General features: G+C 67.8%; 12 protein-coding genes. 5 read left to right on the top strand and 7 right to left on the bottom strand.

Annotated features, from left to right (window positions below; translation table 11 throughout):
• The first annotated feature begins 50 nt into the window (after positions 1-50).
• On the top strand, positions 51-761 hold the full coding sequence (locus IEV64_RS12525) for a DUF6517 family protein (RefSeq protein WP_007275060.1): 711 nt from the start codon (positions 51-53) through the stop codon (positions 759-761).
• 33 nt (positions 762-794) lie between these two features.
• Here the strand turns inward: IEV64_RS12525 and IEV64_RS12520 are convergent, their stop codons facing one another.
• Complete coding sequence (locus IEV64_RS12520; RefSeq protein WP_007275059.1) at positions 795-1658, bottom strand: 2-oxoacid:ferredoxin oxidoreductase subunit beta; 864 nt, start codon at positions 1656-1658, stop codon at positions 795-797.
• Positions 1655-3415 (bottom strand): 2-oxoacid:acceptor oxidoreductase subunit alpha, encoded by a 1761-nt coding sequence (locus IEV64_RS12515; protein WP_004044050.1) that lies wholly within the window; start codon positions 3413-3415, stop codon positions 1655-1657. The genes IEV64_RS12520 and IEV64_RS12515 overlap by 4 nt, the downstream gene beginning before the upstream one ends.
• Positions 3416-3721: 306 nt before the next feature.
• Between IEV64_RS12515 and IEV64_RS12510 the strand changes: the two genes are divergently transcribed.
• On the top strand, positions 3722-4366 hold the full coding sequence (locus IEV64_RS12510) for an FAD-dependent oxidoreductase (RefSeq protein WP_007275058.1): 645 nt from the start codon (positions 3722-3724) through the stop codon (positions 4364-4366).
• Positions 4367-4403: 37 nt separating this feature from the next.
• On the opposite strand, the gene IEV64_RS12505 is transcribed toward IEV64_RS12510, so the two are convergent.
• From IEV64_RS12505 to IEV64_RS12495, 3 genes are read right to left on the bottom strand one after another with little or no spacing between them, the layout of a single operon-like run.
• The gene (locus IEV64_RS12505; RefSeq protein WP_188424012.1) at positions 4404-5225 is read right to left on the bottom strand and encodes an ABC transporter permease; all 822 of its coding nucleotides are present in this window, start codon (positions 5223-5225) and stop codon (positions 4404-4406) included.
• Complete coding sequence (locus tag IEV64_RS12500; RefSeq protein ID WP_188424011.1) at positions 5222-6103, bottom strand: ABC transporter ATP-binding protein; 882 nt, start codon at positions 6101-6103, stop codon at positions 5222-5224. The genes IEV64_RS12505 and IEV64_RS12500 overlap by 4 nt, the downstream gene beginning before the upstream one ends.
• Entirely contained in the window at positions 6096-8021 is a 1926-nt protein-coding gene (locus IEV64_RS12495; RefSeq protein ID WP_188424010.1) for a NosD domain-containing protein, read from the bottom strand. Before IEV64_RS12495 ends, IEV64_RS12500 begins: the two co-directional genes overlap by 8 nt.
• A gap of 228 nt (positions 8022-8249) precedes the next feature.
• Here IEV64_RS12495 and IEV64_RS12490 point away from each other — a divergent pair, with 228 nt between their 5' ends.
• Both IEV64_RS12490 and acs read left to right on the top strand, forming a co-directional pair.
• A complete protein-coding gene (locus IEV64_RS12490; protein WP_007275054.1) occupies positions 8250-9950 on the top strand; it encodes a methylmalonyl-CoA mutase family protein in 1701 nt (566 codons plus the stop codon).
• Positions 9951-10136: 186 nt separating this feature from the next.
• Entirely contained in the window at positions 10137-12125 is a 1989-nt protein-coding gene (gene acs, locus IEV64_RS12485; protein ID WP_188424009.1) for an acetate--CoA ligase, read from the top strand.
• A 29-nt stretch (positions 12126-12154) separates the two neighbouring features.
• On the opposite strand, the gene IEV64_RS12480 is transcribed toward acs, so the two are convergent.
• Positions 12155-12400 carry a hypothetical protein gene (locus tag IEV64_RS12480; RefSeq protein ID WP_004971120.1) on the bottom strand — a complete coding sequence of 82 codons (246 nt, stop codon included), beginning with the start codon at positions 12398-12400 and terminating at the stop codon, positions 12155-12157.
• A gap of 176 nt (positions 12401-12576) precedes the next feature.
• Here IEV64_RS12480 and IEV64_RS12475 point away from each other — a divergent pair, with 176 nt between their 5' ends.
• Positions 12577-14199, top strand: a complete 1623-nt coding sequence (locus IEV64_RS12475; RefSeq protein WP_188424008.1) for a long-chain-fatty-acid--CoA ligase — start codon at positions 12577-12579, stop codon at positions 14197-14199.
• Positions 14200-14282: 83 nt separating this feature from the next.
• Here IEV64_RS12475 and IEV64_RS12470 read toward each other — a convergent pair whose 3' ends face one another.
• Entirely contained in the window at positions 14283-14891 is a 609-nt protein-coding gene (locus tag IEV64_RS12470) for a hypothetical protein (RefSeq protein ID WP_007275051.1), read from the bottom strand.
• Between the last annotated feature and the right edge of the window lie 53 nt (positions 14892-14944).

Genomic DNA, 14944 nt, shown 5'->3' with positions numbered 1-14944 from the left:
CTTTTTCGCGGCGGCGAGACTGTCATGCTCTCTGCGCGCCTCTAGGTCGCATGCCTCAACTACGCACAGCCCTCGCGCTCGCGCTCGTCGTCGCCCTCGCCGGTTGCCTCGGTGGGCTCGGCGATTCGACCACGTTCGCGGCCCAGCCCGCGACGATTCCCGCGTCGGCCTACGAGGCGCACGGCTACGTCCACGGCAACAGCACGGTCGTCCCGCTTTCGTACGACGTGGGCGTCGGGCCCGCCTCTCGCTCCGTCGGCGCGGAGGTCTGGGTGTCCGGCTACTCGAAGACGACCGACGACGACGATATCACGGCCCTCGCGGTCGTCTCGTCGCCGAACGCCGAGGTCGCCGGGCAGTCGGTCAACCCGCTTTCGAACCTCGGCAACCGCGAACTCGTCGCGGCCGGTCTCGACGTGCTGGCCGACGCGCAGGCGCTCGGAAACGTCCCCGAGGTCAACGGCGTCCGCGAGGTCGGCGCGCGGAACGTCACGATGCTCGGGTCGGAGACGGAACTCGTCACCTACGCGGGGACGGTCGAGGTCGAGGCCGGCGAGACCGCCGTCGACGGCGAGATGGTCGCCTACGAGGGCGGGTCGGCCGAGGTGCGACTCCACCTCGCGACGGTCGAACACGACGGGGACGTGGTGGTCGTCCTCGCGGTCCACGGGGCCGACGTGGACGAGACCGACGCGGTCGCGGCGCTCGCGGGCGCTGTCGAGCATCCGGGAACGGTCGAAAGAACGGTCGAAGTTCGGTGAGCGGTCGGCGCGGCGTCGTCGGCGAGTTCGGCGTTAGTAGAACTCGCGGACGAGATCCATCGCGTCGTCGGGCGCGCCCGACGGGATGTCCGACATGTCCTTGTCGACGCCGAACTTCTCCTCGTAGGAGACGGAGCTTTCGTCCTTGTAGATGATACCCTCGTACTCCTTCGACGAGTCGAGAATCTTCTCTTTGGCCGCGTCGTAGTCGGTCGGGTCGTGGTCGGTGTCCGCGAGGTCCACGAGGTTGTCGCGGAAGTAGTCGTAGGTGTCAACGTCGTTGAACGTGACACACGGACTGAACACGTTCACGAAGCCGAAGCCGTCGTGTTCGATGGCCTCCTGGACGATTTCCGCGTGACGCTTGTGGTCCGTCGCGAACGACTGCGCGATGAACGTGCCGCCGGCCGCGAGCGACAGCGCGAGCGGGTTGACCGGGGGCTGTTGGGGCCCTTCGGGCGTCGTTGAGGTCTCGAAGTCCTCGCGCGAGGTCGGCGAGGCCTGTCCCTTGGTGAGGCCGTAGATGCGGTTGTCCATGACGGTGTAGGCCATGTCCACGTTGCGGCGGACGGCGTGGATGAAGTGGCCCGCGCCGATGGAGTAGCCGTCACCGTCGCCGCCGGCGGCGACGACGGTCAGGTCGGGGTTCGCCAGCTTGACGCCGGCGGCGACCGGGAGCGAGCGCCCGTGGACGCCGTGGATGGCGTACGAGTGCATGTACGTCCCGATTTTCCCGGAACAGCCGATACCGGCGACCATGAACGTGTTGTCGGGGTCGGTGCCGGAGTTGGCGAGGGCTTTCATGATGCCGTTCATCGTCCCGAAGTCCCCACAGCCGGGACACCAGGTCGGTTGTTTGTCTGACTTGAAGTCGGTGAAGCGGACGTTTGAGCTCATGCTGAGACCTCCTCTGCGTCGAGGGTGGCTTTGATTTCGTCTGCGAGTTCGTCCGCCTTGAAGCGGACGCCGTCGTACTTGTTGATGCGCTTGACACGGGTCAATGTGTCGTGCTCGACGACGTTGGCGAACTGCCCCGTCGCGTTACACTCGACGACGATGACCTCGTCCGCCGCCTCGATTTCCTCGGTGAGGTCCGGCCGCGGGAACATGTACGGAACCGACAGGAACCGCACGTCGATGCCGTCCTCTTCGAGGAAGTCGAGCGCCTCGACGAGCGCGCCCTCGTTGGAGCCCCACGAGAGGATGAGCGTGTCCGAGTCGGCGTCGCCGAACTCGCGCGGCGAGAAGTCCTCGGTCTGCTTTGCGGTCTCGACCTTCCGGTCGCGCTTGTCGACCTGCTCGACGCGCATCGACCGGTCTTCGGTCCGTCGACCGAGTTCGTCGTGTTCGAGACCCGTCGACATGTGCGCGCCCTGTTCCGTGCCGGGGAACGCGCGCGGGCTGACGCCGTCGTCGGTGAGCGCGTGCGGCTGGAAGCGACCTTCCTCGTCGAGCCACTCGTCGATGGAGTCGTCGTCGACGACCTTGCCGCGGTCGATTTCGACTTCGTCCATGTCGAACGTCTCGGGGGAGAACGTCTGTTCCGTGACCGCCATTGCGAGGTCGGCCGCGACGTACACCGGAACCTGGTACTTTTCGGCGAAGTTGAACGCCTCGACGGTCTTCCAGAAGCACTCGTCGATGCTCGTCGGCGCGACGACGAAGCGCGGAATCTCGCCGTGGCCGCCGTACAGCATCATGTTGAGGTCGCCCTGTTCCTGCTTGGTCGGCATCCCCGTCGAGGGACCCGAGCGCATCACGTCGACGATGACGAGCGGCGTCTCGGAGGTGGCGACGAGACCGAACGTCTCGGTCATCAGGTCGATACCCGGCCCGGACGTGGCGGTCATCGACCGCGCGCCGGCGCGCGCCGCACCGAGCGCGAGGTTGATGGCCGCGAGCTCGTCTTCCGCCTGCACGACGTGGCCGCCGTAGCGTTCGATGCGGCCGGTGAGGTACTCCATCACGTCGGTCGCGGGCGTGATGGGGTAGCCGGCGTAGAAGCGACAGCCGGCGGCGATGGCGCCCATGCCGATGGCCTGGTCGCCGTTGATGAGCACGTAGTCCTCGTCGGTCGTTTCGAGGTCGTAGTCGAACTCGTGGTCGTACTCGTCGTGGACGTATTCGAGGCCCGCGCGAGCCGCCTTCTTGTTGTTCTCGACGATGGCCTCGCCCTTCCCGCCGAAGCGCTTCTGGAGCGCGCTGTCGAGGTTCTCGATGGGGAAGTCCGCGACGGCGCACGCCGCGCCGAGCGCGACGACGTTGCGCATGATTGCGCCGCCCGCCTCCTCGGCGAGCGCCTTGAGGGGGATGTCCAGCCCGACCATTCCCTCGGGGATTTCGACGTCCGCCATGGTGGAGCGGTCGCCGTCGTAGATGATGACGGAGCCCTCGTGTAGTTCGTCGAGGTTCTCGTCGATTGTTCGTTGTGTGAGCGCGATGAGCACGTCGAGTCTGTCGACGACGCTCTGCACGGGGTCGATGGCAGTCCGAACCTTGTACGCGGTGTATCCGCCCCGGATTCGCGAAGCGAAGTCCTTAGAGGTGAACACGTGGCGTCCAGCCCGGGAGAGTGCCTGAGCGAAAATCTTCCCCGTGGAGTCGATGCCATCGCCAGCCTCGCCGCCGATGGCCCAGTTGAAGTCCGCAGGCATGCTGGGTGAAATCTACCCATAGCCGGGTCAAAAGCCTTCTGAAAATTGGTGTTAAACGTCGGTACTGATAATCGATAGAAATCGCACGAACAAATTCATATATCGCTATTGAATTGAAGTTGTCTATCCAAACGGTGTGTAGACGGCATTTTACTGAACGTACGTCCAATCATGGTGTGTTTCGACCTCTCGTGACAATTATTTCCGGTTTACACCGTGCGGGAGACTCGCACGATTCGCGTCCGGTCTCCGGCGCGCGCGTCCGGGAAGGCAAGGCCCTTGTGAGCCTGCGACCAACCCGGTCGCATGGACGCAATCGTCACCGTCGCCGCGGCCCGCGACGTCGGCCCCGGCACGGTCGCCATCGAGTTCGAGACGCCCGACGGCTTCGAGGCCGAACCGGGCCAGTTCGTCAAGCTCTCCGCCGAGGTCGACGGCGAGTCGTACGCGCGGTTCTACACGCTCTCGTCGCCCGGCGTCGGCGACACGTTCGAGGTGACCGTCGGCATCGATCCCGAGGAGGCCGGCCCGTTCAGCCAGCACCTCGACTCGCTCGCCGCCGGCGACGACGTCGAGGTCTCCGGGCCGTTCGGTCGGAGCTACTACGACGGCGAGTCGCGCGTGGTCGTCCTCGCGGGCGGTCCCGGCGTCGGCCCCGCGGTCGGCATCGCCGAGGCCGCGGTCGCCGACGGCAACGAGGCCGCCGTGGTCTATCTCGACGACGCACCCGCGCACGAAGACCGGCTCTCCGCGCTCCGCGACGACGGCGCGAGCGTCGTCGTCACCGGTGAGGACGCCGACCTCGCAGACGCCGTCGCCGACGCGCTTACCGGCGACGACGGCGAACAGGTGTTCGTCTACGGCTTCGCCGACTTCGTCTCGCGCGCGACCGACGCCGTCGAGGCCGCCGGCGGCGACGCCGACGCGGCGAAAGTCGAGAACTTCGGGTAACCGCTTCGCGCGCGCGCCGCCTGCGCCGCCCGGAACACTATTCTACCGGTCGCCACGCCGTCAGCACCGCGACCGCGAGCGCGACGACCACCCAGCCGACGAGCCCCGCGAGCGCCGCGGTCGGCGACCCCGCCCCGCCGGTCTCGACGGCGACGCCGAGGACGAGCGACCGGAACGCCCCGTTCGGACTCGCCGCGAGCGCGAGCGGCACCGCGTCGATACCGAGGGTTCCCGAGGCCAGCCCGGCGATGGCGGCGGCGTCGATGCCGACGACGAAGGCGACGACCAGGCCGACGGCGAGCGCAATCGCCTGCCGGGCGGTCCGCGCGGCGGCCGAGACGGCGAGCGCGACGGCCGCGACCGCGAGGGCGAAAAGCACCGCGAGGACGGCAAAGCGGAGGAACGCGACCGGCGAGTCGGCGGCCTCGTTCAGCGCGAGGAACGTCGGGTCCGGCGGCGAGAGCACCGGGACGGTCGCCCCTGCGGCGAGGAGCGACCCGAAGACGACGAACACGACCGCGAGTCCGCGGCCGAGGTAGACGCCGCCGACGTAGGCCGACCGGGACACGTCGAAGGTGCGGAGCACGTCGAGTTCGCCCGACTCGCGGTCCGAGAGCACCGCGCGGTAACAGAGCGCGACGGCGAGAAGCGGGACGAGCGCCTCCACGAACGGGAGCAAGTCGAGCACCAGTGGGACGTAGCCGCCGCGCGCGCCGGACCCCGCGGCCGCGACCGCGACGACGGTCAGCCCGAAGACGACCGAGAGCGCGACGACCGCCGGCGTTCTGACGACCGTCCGAAGCTCGCGCGCCGCGATGGCGAACAGGTCACCGACGCCGTCGAGGTCGCCGCCGCTCATCTGCCCGTCACCCCCTCGGTCGCCACGAGGTCGCCGAAGGCGGTCTGGAGGTCCGCCGCGCCGACGGATTCGACCACCGCCCGCGGGTCGTCGTCGGCGACGAACCGCCCGCCGTCGAGGACGACCACGCGGTCTGCGGTCCGCTCGACGGGACCGAGGTTGTGCGACGAGAGGACGACCGCGACGCCCGCGTCGGCGAGGGCGGAGACGATGTCGAACAGCCGCTCGACCATGCCGGGGTCGAGGCCGCTTGCCGGCTCGTCGAGGACGACCACGGCCGGGTCGCCGACGAGCGCCCGCCCGAGACCGAGCAGGCGCGTCATCCCGCCGGAGAGCGCGCCCACCCGGCGGTCCGCGGCGTCCGCGAGGCCGACGCGCTCCAACACCTCGGCCACGTTCACGTCTTCGTCGACGAACTGCGCGTAGAATTCGAGCGCGTCGGCCGCGGAGAAGCCGGCGCGGAAGCCGGGCTGTTGCGGGAGATAGCCCACGCGGGCGCGTCCGCCGGCATCTGTCGAGGCCACCGTGACGGTTCCCTCGTCGGGCGCGCGAACGCGCGCGAGAAACCGCAGAAGGGTGGACTTCCCCGACCCGTTGGGGCCGACGAGCGCGACGATTTCGCCGGACGCGACCGACAGTGAGACGCCGTCGAGGACGTCCACGTCGCCGAAGGCGTGGCTGAGGTCGGCCGCGGCGATGGCCGGCCGGTCGCCCTCGACGTTCGGGTCTGGTTCAGGGTGAGGGTCCGCACTGGCGTCGGCATCGGTGTTCTCGCCCGTCGATTCGTCGGAAGCCGTCTCGGCGGTCGTCGCGGGTTCGCGGTTCGGCATCGTGATGGATTCGTCAGTCGCTGGCTCCGTCGGTTCGTGGTCAGTCATCGGTCTCCTCCGTCGCGTTCAGGCTGGCGAGCGTCTCCGGTCGGACCGGCTCGGTCCGGGGCGCGGCGTCGACCACGCCGGACCCGCGGAGGCCGGACACCGCGTCGCGGGCGCGGCGGAGCGCGCGCATCGCGGGCGACTCCGAGAGCGCGAGCGCGCCGGGTTCGCGGCCGAGTTCGGCGTCGACCGCCCCGGAGGGCTGGTACGCCCGGTCGTAGACCCCGTCGGCGTCGGCGTCTTCGAGCGGGAGGTCGCCCCAGTAGTTGCCCTCGCCGCCGGCGGTCCACGTCCGCATCGGGCCGAGCGACGACTCGACGCGCACGCCGTTGTCGACGATGTCGTTCCGGACGACGACGTTCGTCGGGAACGTCGAACTCCCGCGGACGCCGACCCCGTTTCCGGCGACGACGTTTCGGACGTACACCTGTCGGTCGCCGCTCACGTCCATGCCGTAGTCGTTGTCGGCGAACACGTTGTCCGCGACGTAGGTGTCGCTCCCGGCGGGCATGAAGCCGAAGTCCGACTCGCGCACGTCGTTTCCGACCACGAGGTTGCCGACGGGCCGGGTCATGAGGACGACGCCGATGCGGTCCCCGCGGACGACGTTGTCGGCGACGAGCGCGTCGGAGGTGTACATCAGGTGGACGCCGTAGCGGCCGTCTTCCATGCGGTTGTCGCGGACGACGCTCCCGTCGGCGCGGTGGGTGTAGACGCCGTCGCGGCCGTCGATGAACGTCGAGTCCTGCACGACCGACCGCGAGCCGATGAGGACGACGCCCATGAAGCCGTCGGCGGGCTCGTCGCCCCCGCGGACGGTCACGCCGTCGACGACGCTGTCGGCGCTCTCGCGGGCGATGACGCCGCTCGCGGGCGTGTCGATTTCCACGCCGCGGACCGCCGACCCGTTCGCGCCGTCGAGGACGACGCCGGCGTCGCCGCGGCCGTAGGCGAGTTCGACGCGGGTGTCCCAGTCGACGGACTCGTTTTCGGCGCGGACCCGTCGCGTCCCCACCTCGCCGACGCCGGAGACCGAGAGGTCACCGACCGCGCTCCGGTCGGCGCGGAGGTGGACGACGCTCCCGTTTCCGTCGCCGACGAGTCGCGTGTCGCTCCCGGCACCGCGGAGCGTCACCGAGCGGTTCAGCTCGACCGCGTCGACCGAGTAAGTGCCTGCGGGGACGTAGACCGTCGTGTTCGCGGGGGCCGATTCGACGGCGGCTCCGACGGTCGGCGCGTCCTCGCCGACGACGGTCGAGACGGGCCTGTCGAACAGCGCGTCGCTCGCGGCGGCGGTCCGGTTCGCCCACTCGTGGTGGGCCGCGACCGACGACTCGAAGGCGGCGAGCCGGGACGAAAGCGGGTCGCCGGCGCGGTCGCGGAGCGTCGCCCAGTCGACGACGTCGCCGCCGTGGGCGTCCGCGAACGAGCGGGCCGCGTCGGCGTCGGAAAACGGGACGGCGATGGGGCCGGACGGGACTCGCGCGCCGGAGTCGACGACGAACGACGCCTCGGACGCCCTCGCCCAGCCGGGGGTGCGGTTGTGTTCGGTCCGGAGGTAGCCGTCGCCGTCGAGGTCGGGCGAGACGGTCGCGTAGTCGGTGACGAAGACCGCGAGCGGGTCGCCGAACTGGCGGGCGCTCTCGGGCGTGGACACGTCGGCGGCGGCCGTGCGAACGTCGTAGTAGCCGATGATGTAGCGGTACCGCGAGAAGTGGACCTGTGCGAGCGGCACCTCGAACCCCTCGACCTCGGCCGTGCGAACGTCGACCGACGTGCCGCCGGTCTTGACCGTGTCGTCGAAGGGGACCGGCGAGACGGACCCGGACGCGGGGACGACGAAGGAGACGCTGGCGAGGACGAACACGAGCGCCGTCGCGGCGGCGACCCAGCGGGTCGTCTCGGGCGTGAGAAGCGCCATCGGTCAGCGCTCGGCTCCGACGGGTTCGGGGCCTGCGGCGGGCTGAGCCGCCGCGTCGAGGCGCGCCGTGGCTGTCGCGCGGTCGTACATAGCGAGAGCTAGGTGAGCCGGGGATGATATGCGCGATGGTCTGCCCGTCGAAGTCTCGTGGCCGGTGGCGAACCGACCGCGGGCCCACCGTCCTCGTCGACCCGAATCCTTAATCATCATCCATACGGATTGAGGGACATGTACGACGAGGACGATTTGGCGTCTATCCGCGAGGCGCGCGACGAGTGGGAGTCGGAGACCCGCGACCCGTTCGTGGAGAAGGGCGGCGAGCGCAAAGACCGGTTCGCCACCGTCTCCAACCACGAGGTAGGCGACCTCTACACCCCCGCCGACGTGGCCGACCTCGACTACGAGTCGGACCTCGGCTTCCCCGGCGAGTCCCCGTACACGCGCGGGGTGTATCCCACGATGTTCCGCGGGCGGACGTGGACCATGCGGCAGTTCGCCGGCTTCGGCACGGCCACGGAGACCAACGAGCGCTTCCACTACCTCATCGAGAACGGCCAGACCGGCCTCTCGACGGCGTTCGATATGCCCTCGCTCATGGGCAAGGACTCCGACGACCCGCTTTCGGACGGCGAGGTCGGAAAGGAGGGCGTCGCGGTCGACACCCTCCGCGACATGGAGGTGCTGTTCGACGGCATCGACATCGGCGAGGTGACGACCTCCTTTACCATCAACCCCTCCGCGCCGGTCGTCTTCGCCATGTACGTCGCGCTCGCGGACAACCGCGGCGTCCCCCGCGACCGAATCGGCGGCACCTTCCAGAACGACATGCTCAAGGAGTTCATCGCGCAGAAGGAGTGGGTCATCCCGCCGGAGCCGTCGCTCAAACTCGTCACCGACACCGTCGAGTTCGCCGCCGAGGAGACCCCGCGCATCCGGCCCATCTCGGTGTCGGGCTACCACATCCGCGAGGCCGGGTCGACGGCAGTACAGGAGCTCGCCTTCACCCTCGCCGACGGCTTCGCCTACGTCGAAGACGCGGTGGACCGCGGCCTCGACGTGGACGAATTCGCCCCGCAACTGTCGTTTTTCTTCAACTCCCACAACTCCATCTTCGAGGAGGTGGCGAAGTTCCGCGCCGCCCGCCGCATCTACCACGACGTGATGTCGGAGTGGTACGACGCCGGGGACGAGCGCTCGACGCAGTTGAAGTTCCACACCCAGACCGCGGGGCAGTCGCTGACGGCCCAACAGCCGCTCAACAACATCGTCCGCGTGACGATTCAGGCGCTCGCGGGCGTCCTCGGCGGCACGCAGTCGCTTCACACCAACAGCTTCGACGAGGCGCTGGCGCTCCCCTCGGAGGAGGCCGTCACCGTCGCGCTCCGCACCCAGCAGATAATCGCCGAGGAGTCGGGCGCGGCCGACGTCATCGACCCCCTCGGCGGGAGCTTCTTCGTGGAGACGCTGACCGACGAAATCGAGGCCGAGGCGATGGCCTACATCGAGGAGATTCGAGAGATGGGCGACGGCTCGGTCCGCGACGGCGTCCTCGCCGGCATCGACGAGGGCTACTACCACCGCGAGATTGGCGAGGCGTCCTACGAGTACCAGTCGCGGGTCGAAGACGGCGAGGAGGTCGTCGTCGGCGTCAACAAGTACGACACCGAGGGGGACACCCGCCCCGACCTGCTCCACGTCGAAGACGAGGTGCAGGACCGACAGCTCGCGCGGCTCGAATCGGTCAAGGACGACCGCGACGACGCGGCGGTCGAAGCCGCGCTTTCCGACCTCCGCGAGACGGTCCGCGACGGCGACAACGTCATGCCGGTGCTCGTCGACGCCGTCAAGGAGTACGTCACGATGGGCGAAATCATGGACGTGTTCGCCGAGGAGTACGGTACCTACCGCGAGAGCATCGGCGTGATGTGAGGGGTCGTCGCCGCGACGAGCCCCCCGAAGCACTGGGGATGACATGACTTTTCGCTGATGAATACGCGCGTCGATGGGGGTTCGTAACCGACCGACAGCCCGGCGACCGCCCGGGGCGGTCTCGTCCGTCCGGACTGTGTGACTACATAGATTTATCATGGAGGATTGGTGTAGGTAACACGTACTATGGCAGACGGAGACACCGAACTGGAGGCACGGCTGGTCGAGCAAGAGGAGTTCGAACCCTCCGAGGAGTTCGTCGCGCAAGCGAACGTCTCCGACCCGGCCGTTTACGACGAGTTCGAGGAGAACTGGCCCGACTGCTGGGAGCGGGCCGCCGAGATGCTCGACTGGGACGAAGAGTACGACGAGGTGCTGGACGACTCGAACCCGCCGTTCTACAAGTGGTTCACGGGCGGCAAGCTCAACGTCTCGTACAACTGCGTGGACCGCCACGTCGAAAACGGGGACAAGAACCGCGTCGCCATCAAGTGGGAGGGTGAACACGGCGAGACGCGGACCTACACCTATCAGGACCTCTACCGCGAGGTCAACGAGTTCGCGGCGGCCCTGCGCGACCTCGGCGTCGAGGAAGACGACGTGGTGACGCTCTACATGCCGATGATTCCGGAGCTCCCCATCGCCATGCTGGCCTGCGCCCGCATCGGCGCGCCGCACTCGGTCGTCTTCGGCGGCTTCTCCGCCGACGCGCTGGCGACCCGGATGAACTCCGCTGACTCCCGATTCCTCGTCACTTGCGACGGCTACTACCGCCGCGGCGACCCGCTCGACCACCTCGACAAGGCCAACGAAGGCCTCGACGGCGTCGACCACGGCGTCGACGCGACGGTCGTCGTCGACCGCCTCGGCGACGACGGCTTCGGTCACGACCTCAAGGGTAACCAGCACGACTGGGACGACCTCCTCGACGAGCACGCCGGCGAGCGCATCGACCCGGTCGAGCGCGACGCCGAGGACATGCTGTTCCTCATGTACACCTCGGGGACGACGGGCCAGCCGAAAGGCGTCAAACACACCACCGGCGGCTACCTCGCGTACGCCGCGTGGACCTCTCACGCCGTCCTCGACATCGAGAAGGAAGACACCTACTGGTGTTCGGCCGACATCGGCTGGATTACGGGTCACTCGTACATCGTCTACGGCCCGATGGCGCTCGGGACGACGACGGTGATGTACGAGGGGACGCCCGACTTCCCCAACCGCGACCGCCTGTGGGACATCATCGAGAAGTACGCGGTCGACATCTTCTACACCGCGCCGACGGCGATTCGCGCGTTCATGAAGTGGGGAAGCCGATTCCCCGAACAGCACGACCTGTCGAGCCTCCGTCTACTCGGGACGGTCGGCGAGCCCATCAACCCGCGCGCGTGGAAGTGGTACTACAAGCACATCGGTAACGAGGACTGTCCGGTCGTGGACACGTGGTGGCAGACCGAGACCGGCGGGATGATGATAACGACCCTGCCGGGCGTCAAGAAGATGAAACCCGGCTCCGCCGGGCCGCCGCTCCCGGGCATCGACGCCCAAATCGTCGACACGAGCGGGAAGCAGGTCGACGCCGGTCGGGCGGGCTATCTCACCGTGAACAGGCCGTGGCCGGGGATGCTCCGGACGCTCTACAAGAACGACGAGCGCTTCATCCAGGAGTACTGGCAGGAGTACTCCGACGTGGACAGCGACGACCCCGACGACTGGGTCTACTTCCCCGAAGACGGCGCGAAGATCGACGGCGACGACTACATCACCATCCTCGGGCGCGTCGACGACGTCATCAACGTCTCGGGCCACCGCCTCGGGACGATGGAGATAGAGTCGGCCATCGTCGGCGTCGAGGGCGTCGCCGAGGCCGCCGTCGTCGGCGGCAACCACGAGGTGAAAGGCGAGGCCGTCTACGCCTACGTCATCACCGAGGAGGGACAGGACGAAGACGACGAGATGCGGGCGCGCATCATCGAGGGCGTCGAGGACGCCATCGGTCCCATCGCTCGCCCCGAGATGGTCGTGTTCACGCCCGAACTGCCGAAGACGCGGTCTGGCAAGATTATGCGTCGGCTCCTCGAAGAGATAGCGAACGGCGAGGAGCTCGGCGACACGACGACGCTTCGGAACCCCGAAGTCGTCGAGTCGATTCAGCGGCAGGTCGAAGGCGAGTAACCACCGCTTCCGCCGCCGTCGGCCCGCTCCTATCGCGGATTCTCTTTCATCCACGCCGACAGCGACTGCTCGTCGCGGAAGTAGCGCCGCTCGCGGACGCCGTCGCGTTCGACCACGGCGAGGAGATGCTTCTCGGAGAGCCGAATCTGCTCGCCGCTGTAGGTACACGGTTCGATTCGCTCGTCGCCCGGCCGCCACAGCCGATGGGGAACGACGCGGACGATGGTCTCGTCCCGGCCCGTCGGCGAGCGTCCGGTGTAGTCTGAAAGCGCCATACGCGCGCTACGAACCCCACGACCAAGGTATTTTCCTGCATAGTTTGTGTAGTAATATAGTATCTCGCGGCGCGAGTCGTGGGCTATTGTGCCCCCGTGTGGCAATTATTCTCAATCTCGGCTCGACCGAGACCGGCCCGCACATTTATTTTGAACGTTAGTGAAGGATACCGCGTATGAAGAAACCACTCCTGGTGACGGAGTTCCTCGACCGCGCGCGGCGGTACTACGGGGACGAGGAGGCGGTCGTGGCCACGACCGGCGAGCGCTTTACGTACGACGAACTCGGGGAGCGCGCCGACGGCTTCTCGGCGGCGCTCCAGTCCCGCGGCGTCGAGAAGGGCGACCGGGTCGCGGTGCTCGACCCCAACACGCACTACCACCTCGAAGCCGCCTACGGGTCGATGCAGTTGGGGGCCGTCCACATGCCGCTGAACTACCGGCTCGTCCCGGCCGACTTCGAGTACATGCTGAACGACGCGGACGTGACGGCCGTCTACGCCGACTACGCCTTCGCCGAGAAGATAGACGAGGTCCGCGACGAGATTCCGACCGAGATTTTCATCACGAACGACCCGGAGAAGGCCGCAGAATCGACCGACGGCGAGTGGCTCGACTTCGACGAGTTGGTCGCGGAGTCGACCGACTACGAGCGCCCCGAGATGGACGAAGACGACATCGTTACCATCAACTACACCTCGGGGACGACCGGCGACCCGAAGGGCGTCTGCCGTACCCACCGCGCCGAGACGATTCACGCCTATCTCATCTCGATGCACCAGGACATCGCCGACGACGACGTGTATCTCTGGACGCTCCCGATGTTCCACGTCAACGGCTGGGGCCACATCTACGCCGTCACCGGCCACGGCGCGAAGCACGTCTGCACCCGCGGGGTGGAGGCGAAGGCCGTGTTGGACGCCATCCGCGACGAGGACGTGTCGTATCTCTGCGCCGCGCCGACGGTGCTGAACATCCTGATGAAACACTACCGCGAGGAGGGGGGCATCGAGACGACGGGCGCGAGTCCCGTCCGGGCGGCGACCGCGGGCGCGGCCCCGCCGGAGGCGACGATTCGGACCGTCGAAGACGAGTTCGGCTGGCGGCTCATGCACGTCTACGGGGCCACCGAGACCGGCCCGCTCATCACGACCTCGGAGGCCGGGCGCTACCTGACGGACGGCGACGACCGCTTCGGCGTGAAGAAGAAACAGGGCATCGGCTACCTCGGCACCGACGTCCGCGTCGTCGACGAGGACGGCGACGACGTGCCGAGAGACGACCAGTCCGTCGGCGAAATCGTCGTCGCGGGCAATCAGGTGATGGAGAAGTACTGGAACAAACCCGAGGAGACGGAAGAGGCCTTCTCGGCGCGGCTGGAGGGCTACTACCACATGGGCGACCTCGCGGTCGTCGACGAGAACGGCTTCATCAGCATCCAGGACCGCAAGAAGGACATCATCATCTCCGGTGGCGAGAACATCTCCAGCATCGAACTGGAGGACACGCTGTTCGACCACGACGCGGTCGCCGACGTGGCGGTCATCCCCGTACCCTCCGACGAGTGGGGCGAGTCGCCGAAGGCGTTCGTCGTGCCGACGAGCGGCGACCCCGACGCGCCGGGCGTCACCGCCGAGGCGCTCATCGCGTTCTGTCGGGAGCGCATCGCGACGTACAAGGTGCCGAAGGAAGTCGAGTTCGTCGCCGAACTCCCGAAGACCGCGACCGGGAAGATTCAGAAGTACGAACTGCGCGAGCGCGAGTGGGAAGACGAAGGGCGGATGGTCGGGGAAGGATAGGAACGACCGCGTTAAGCTCGCGTTTCGGCGGATAGCGGGCGCTTAACCGCGGCCGCGGCCTCTCGTTTCGAGGAGGACGCGGTTCAGCGGTCGTTGCAGGGGCAGTCGAGGCCGAGCGACCCGGGGTTGTTGTTGAACGCGTCGAGGGCGTCTTTGAGCGGTTCGCCGTCGACCATGTCGCCGCCGACGCTGACGTACCAACTCGTCTGCTTTCCGCCGTTCGACCACGCGGAGTTACCGAGCCACGCGCCGGCCATGTCTTTGACTTCCTCGATGGTGTAGCCCGCGTAGTCGCCGTACTGAATGGTCGCGCCGTCGCTCGTACAGCCCGGGTCGTCCCCCGGTCTGTTCCGGAGGTTGAGGACGATGGCGAGGTAGTGTTTCCCCATGATGTTCGCCTTGTCGCCCTTCGTGGGCGCGACGAGGAACTCGCGCCACTCGTCGTGGGTCATGGTGACGCCCCGGAGGGTGTAGTTTGTGTCGCCATCCGGGCCGAGGACCGCCCAGTTGTCGGTGGGACTGCTGTAGTCCGGGTTGTTCGCCCAGTAGCCGGGCGTCTTGGGACACATGGTCGCGGCTACGGAGCCGGAAACCGCGGGGATGCCGATACCGATGCCGAGCGCCGACATCGCGCCGAGTCGGAGCACGGAGCGTCTCGTCGGTCTGAATCCGTCGTTCGTGTCGTTTGTCATAGTGGTGCCACGGGCGTGGCTGACGCGTTATTTGCGCTTTGCCGGGTTAGTTA

It is taken from the genome of Haloferax sulfurifontis, from assembly GCF_014635105.1.
In the GTDB taxonomy this organism is placed as follows: Archaea; Halobacteriota; Halobacteria; order Halobacteriales; family Haloferacaceae; genus Haloferax; species Haloferax denitrificans.
This window is presented reverse-complemented; position numbering and strand designations above follow the sequence as displayed.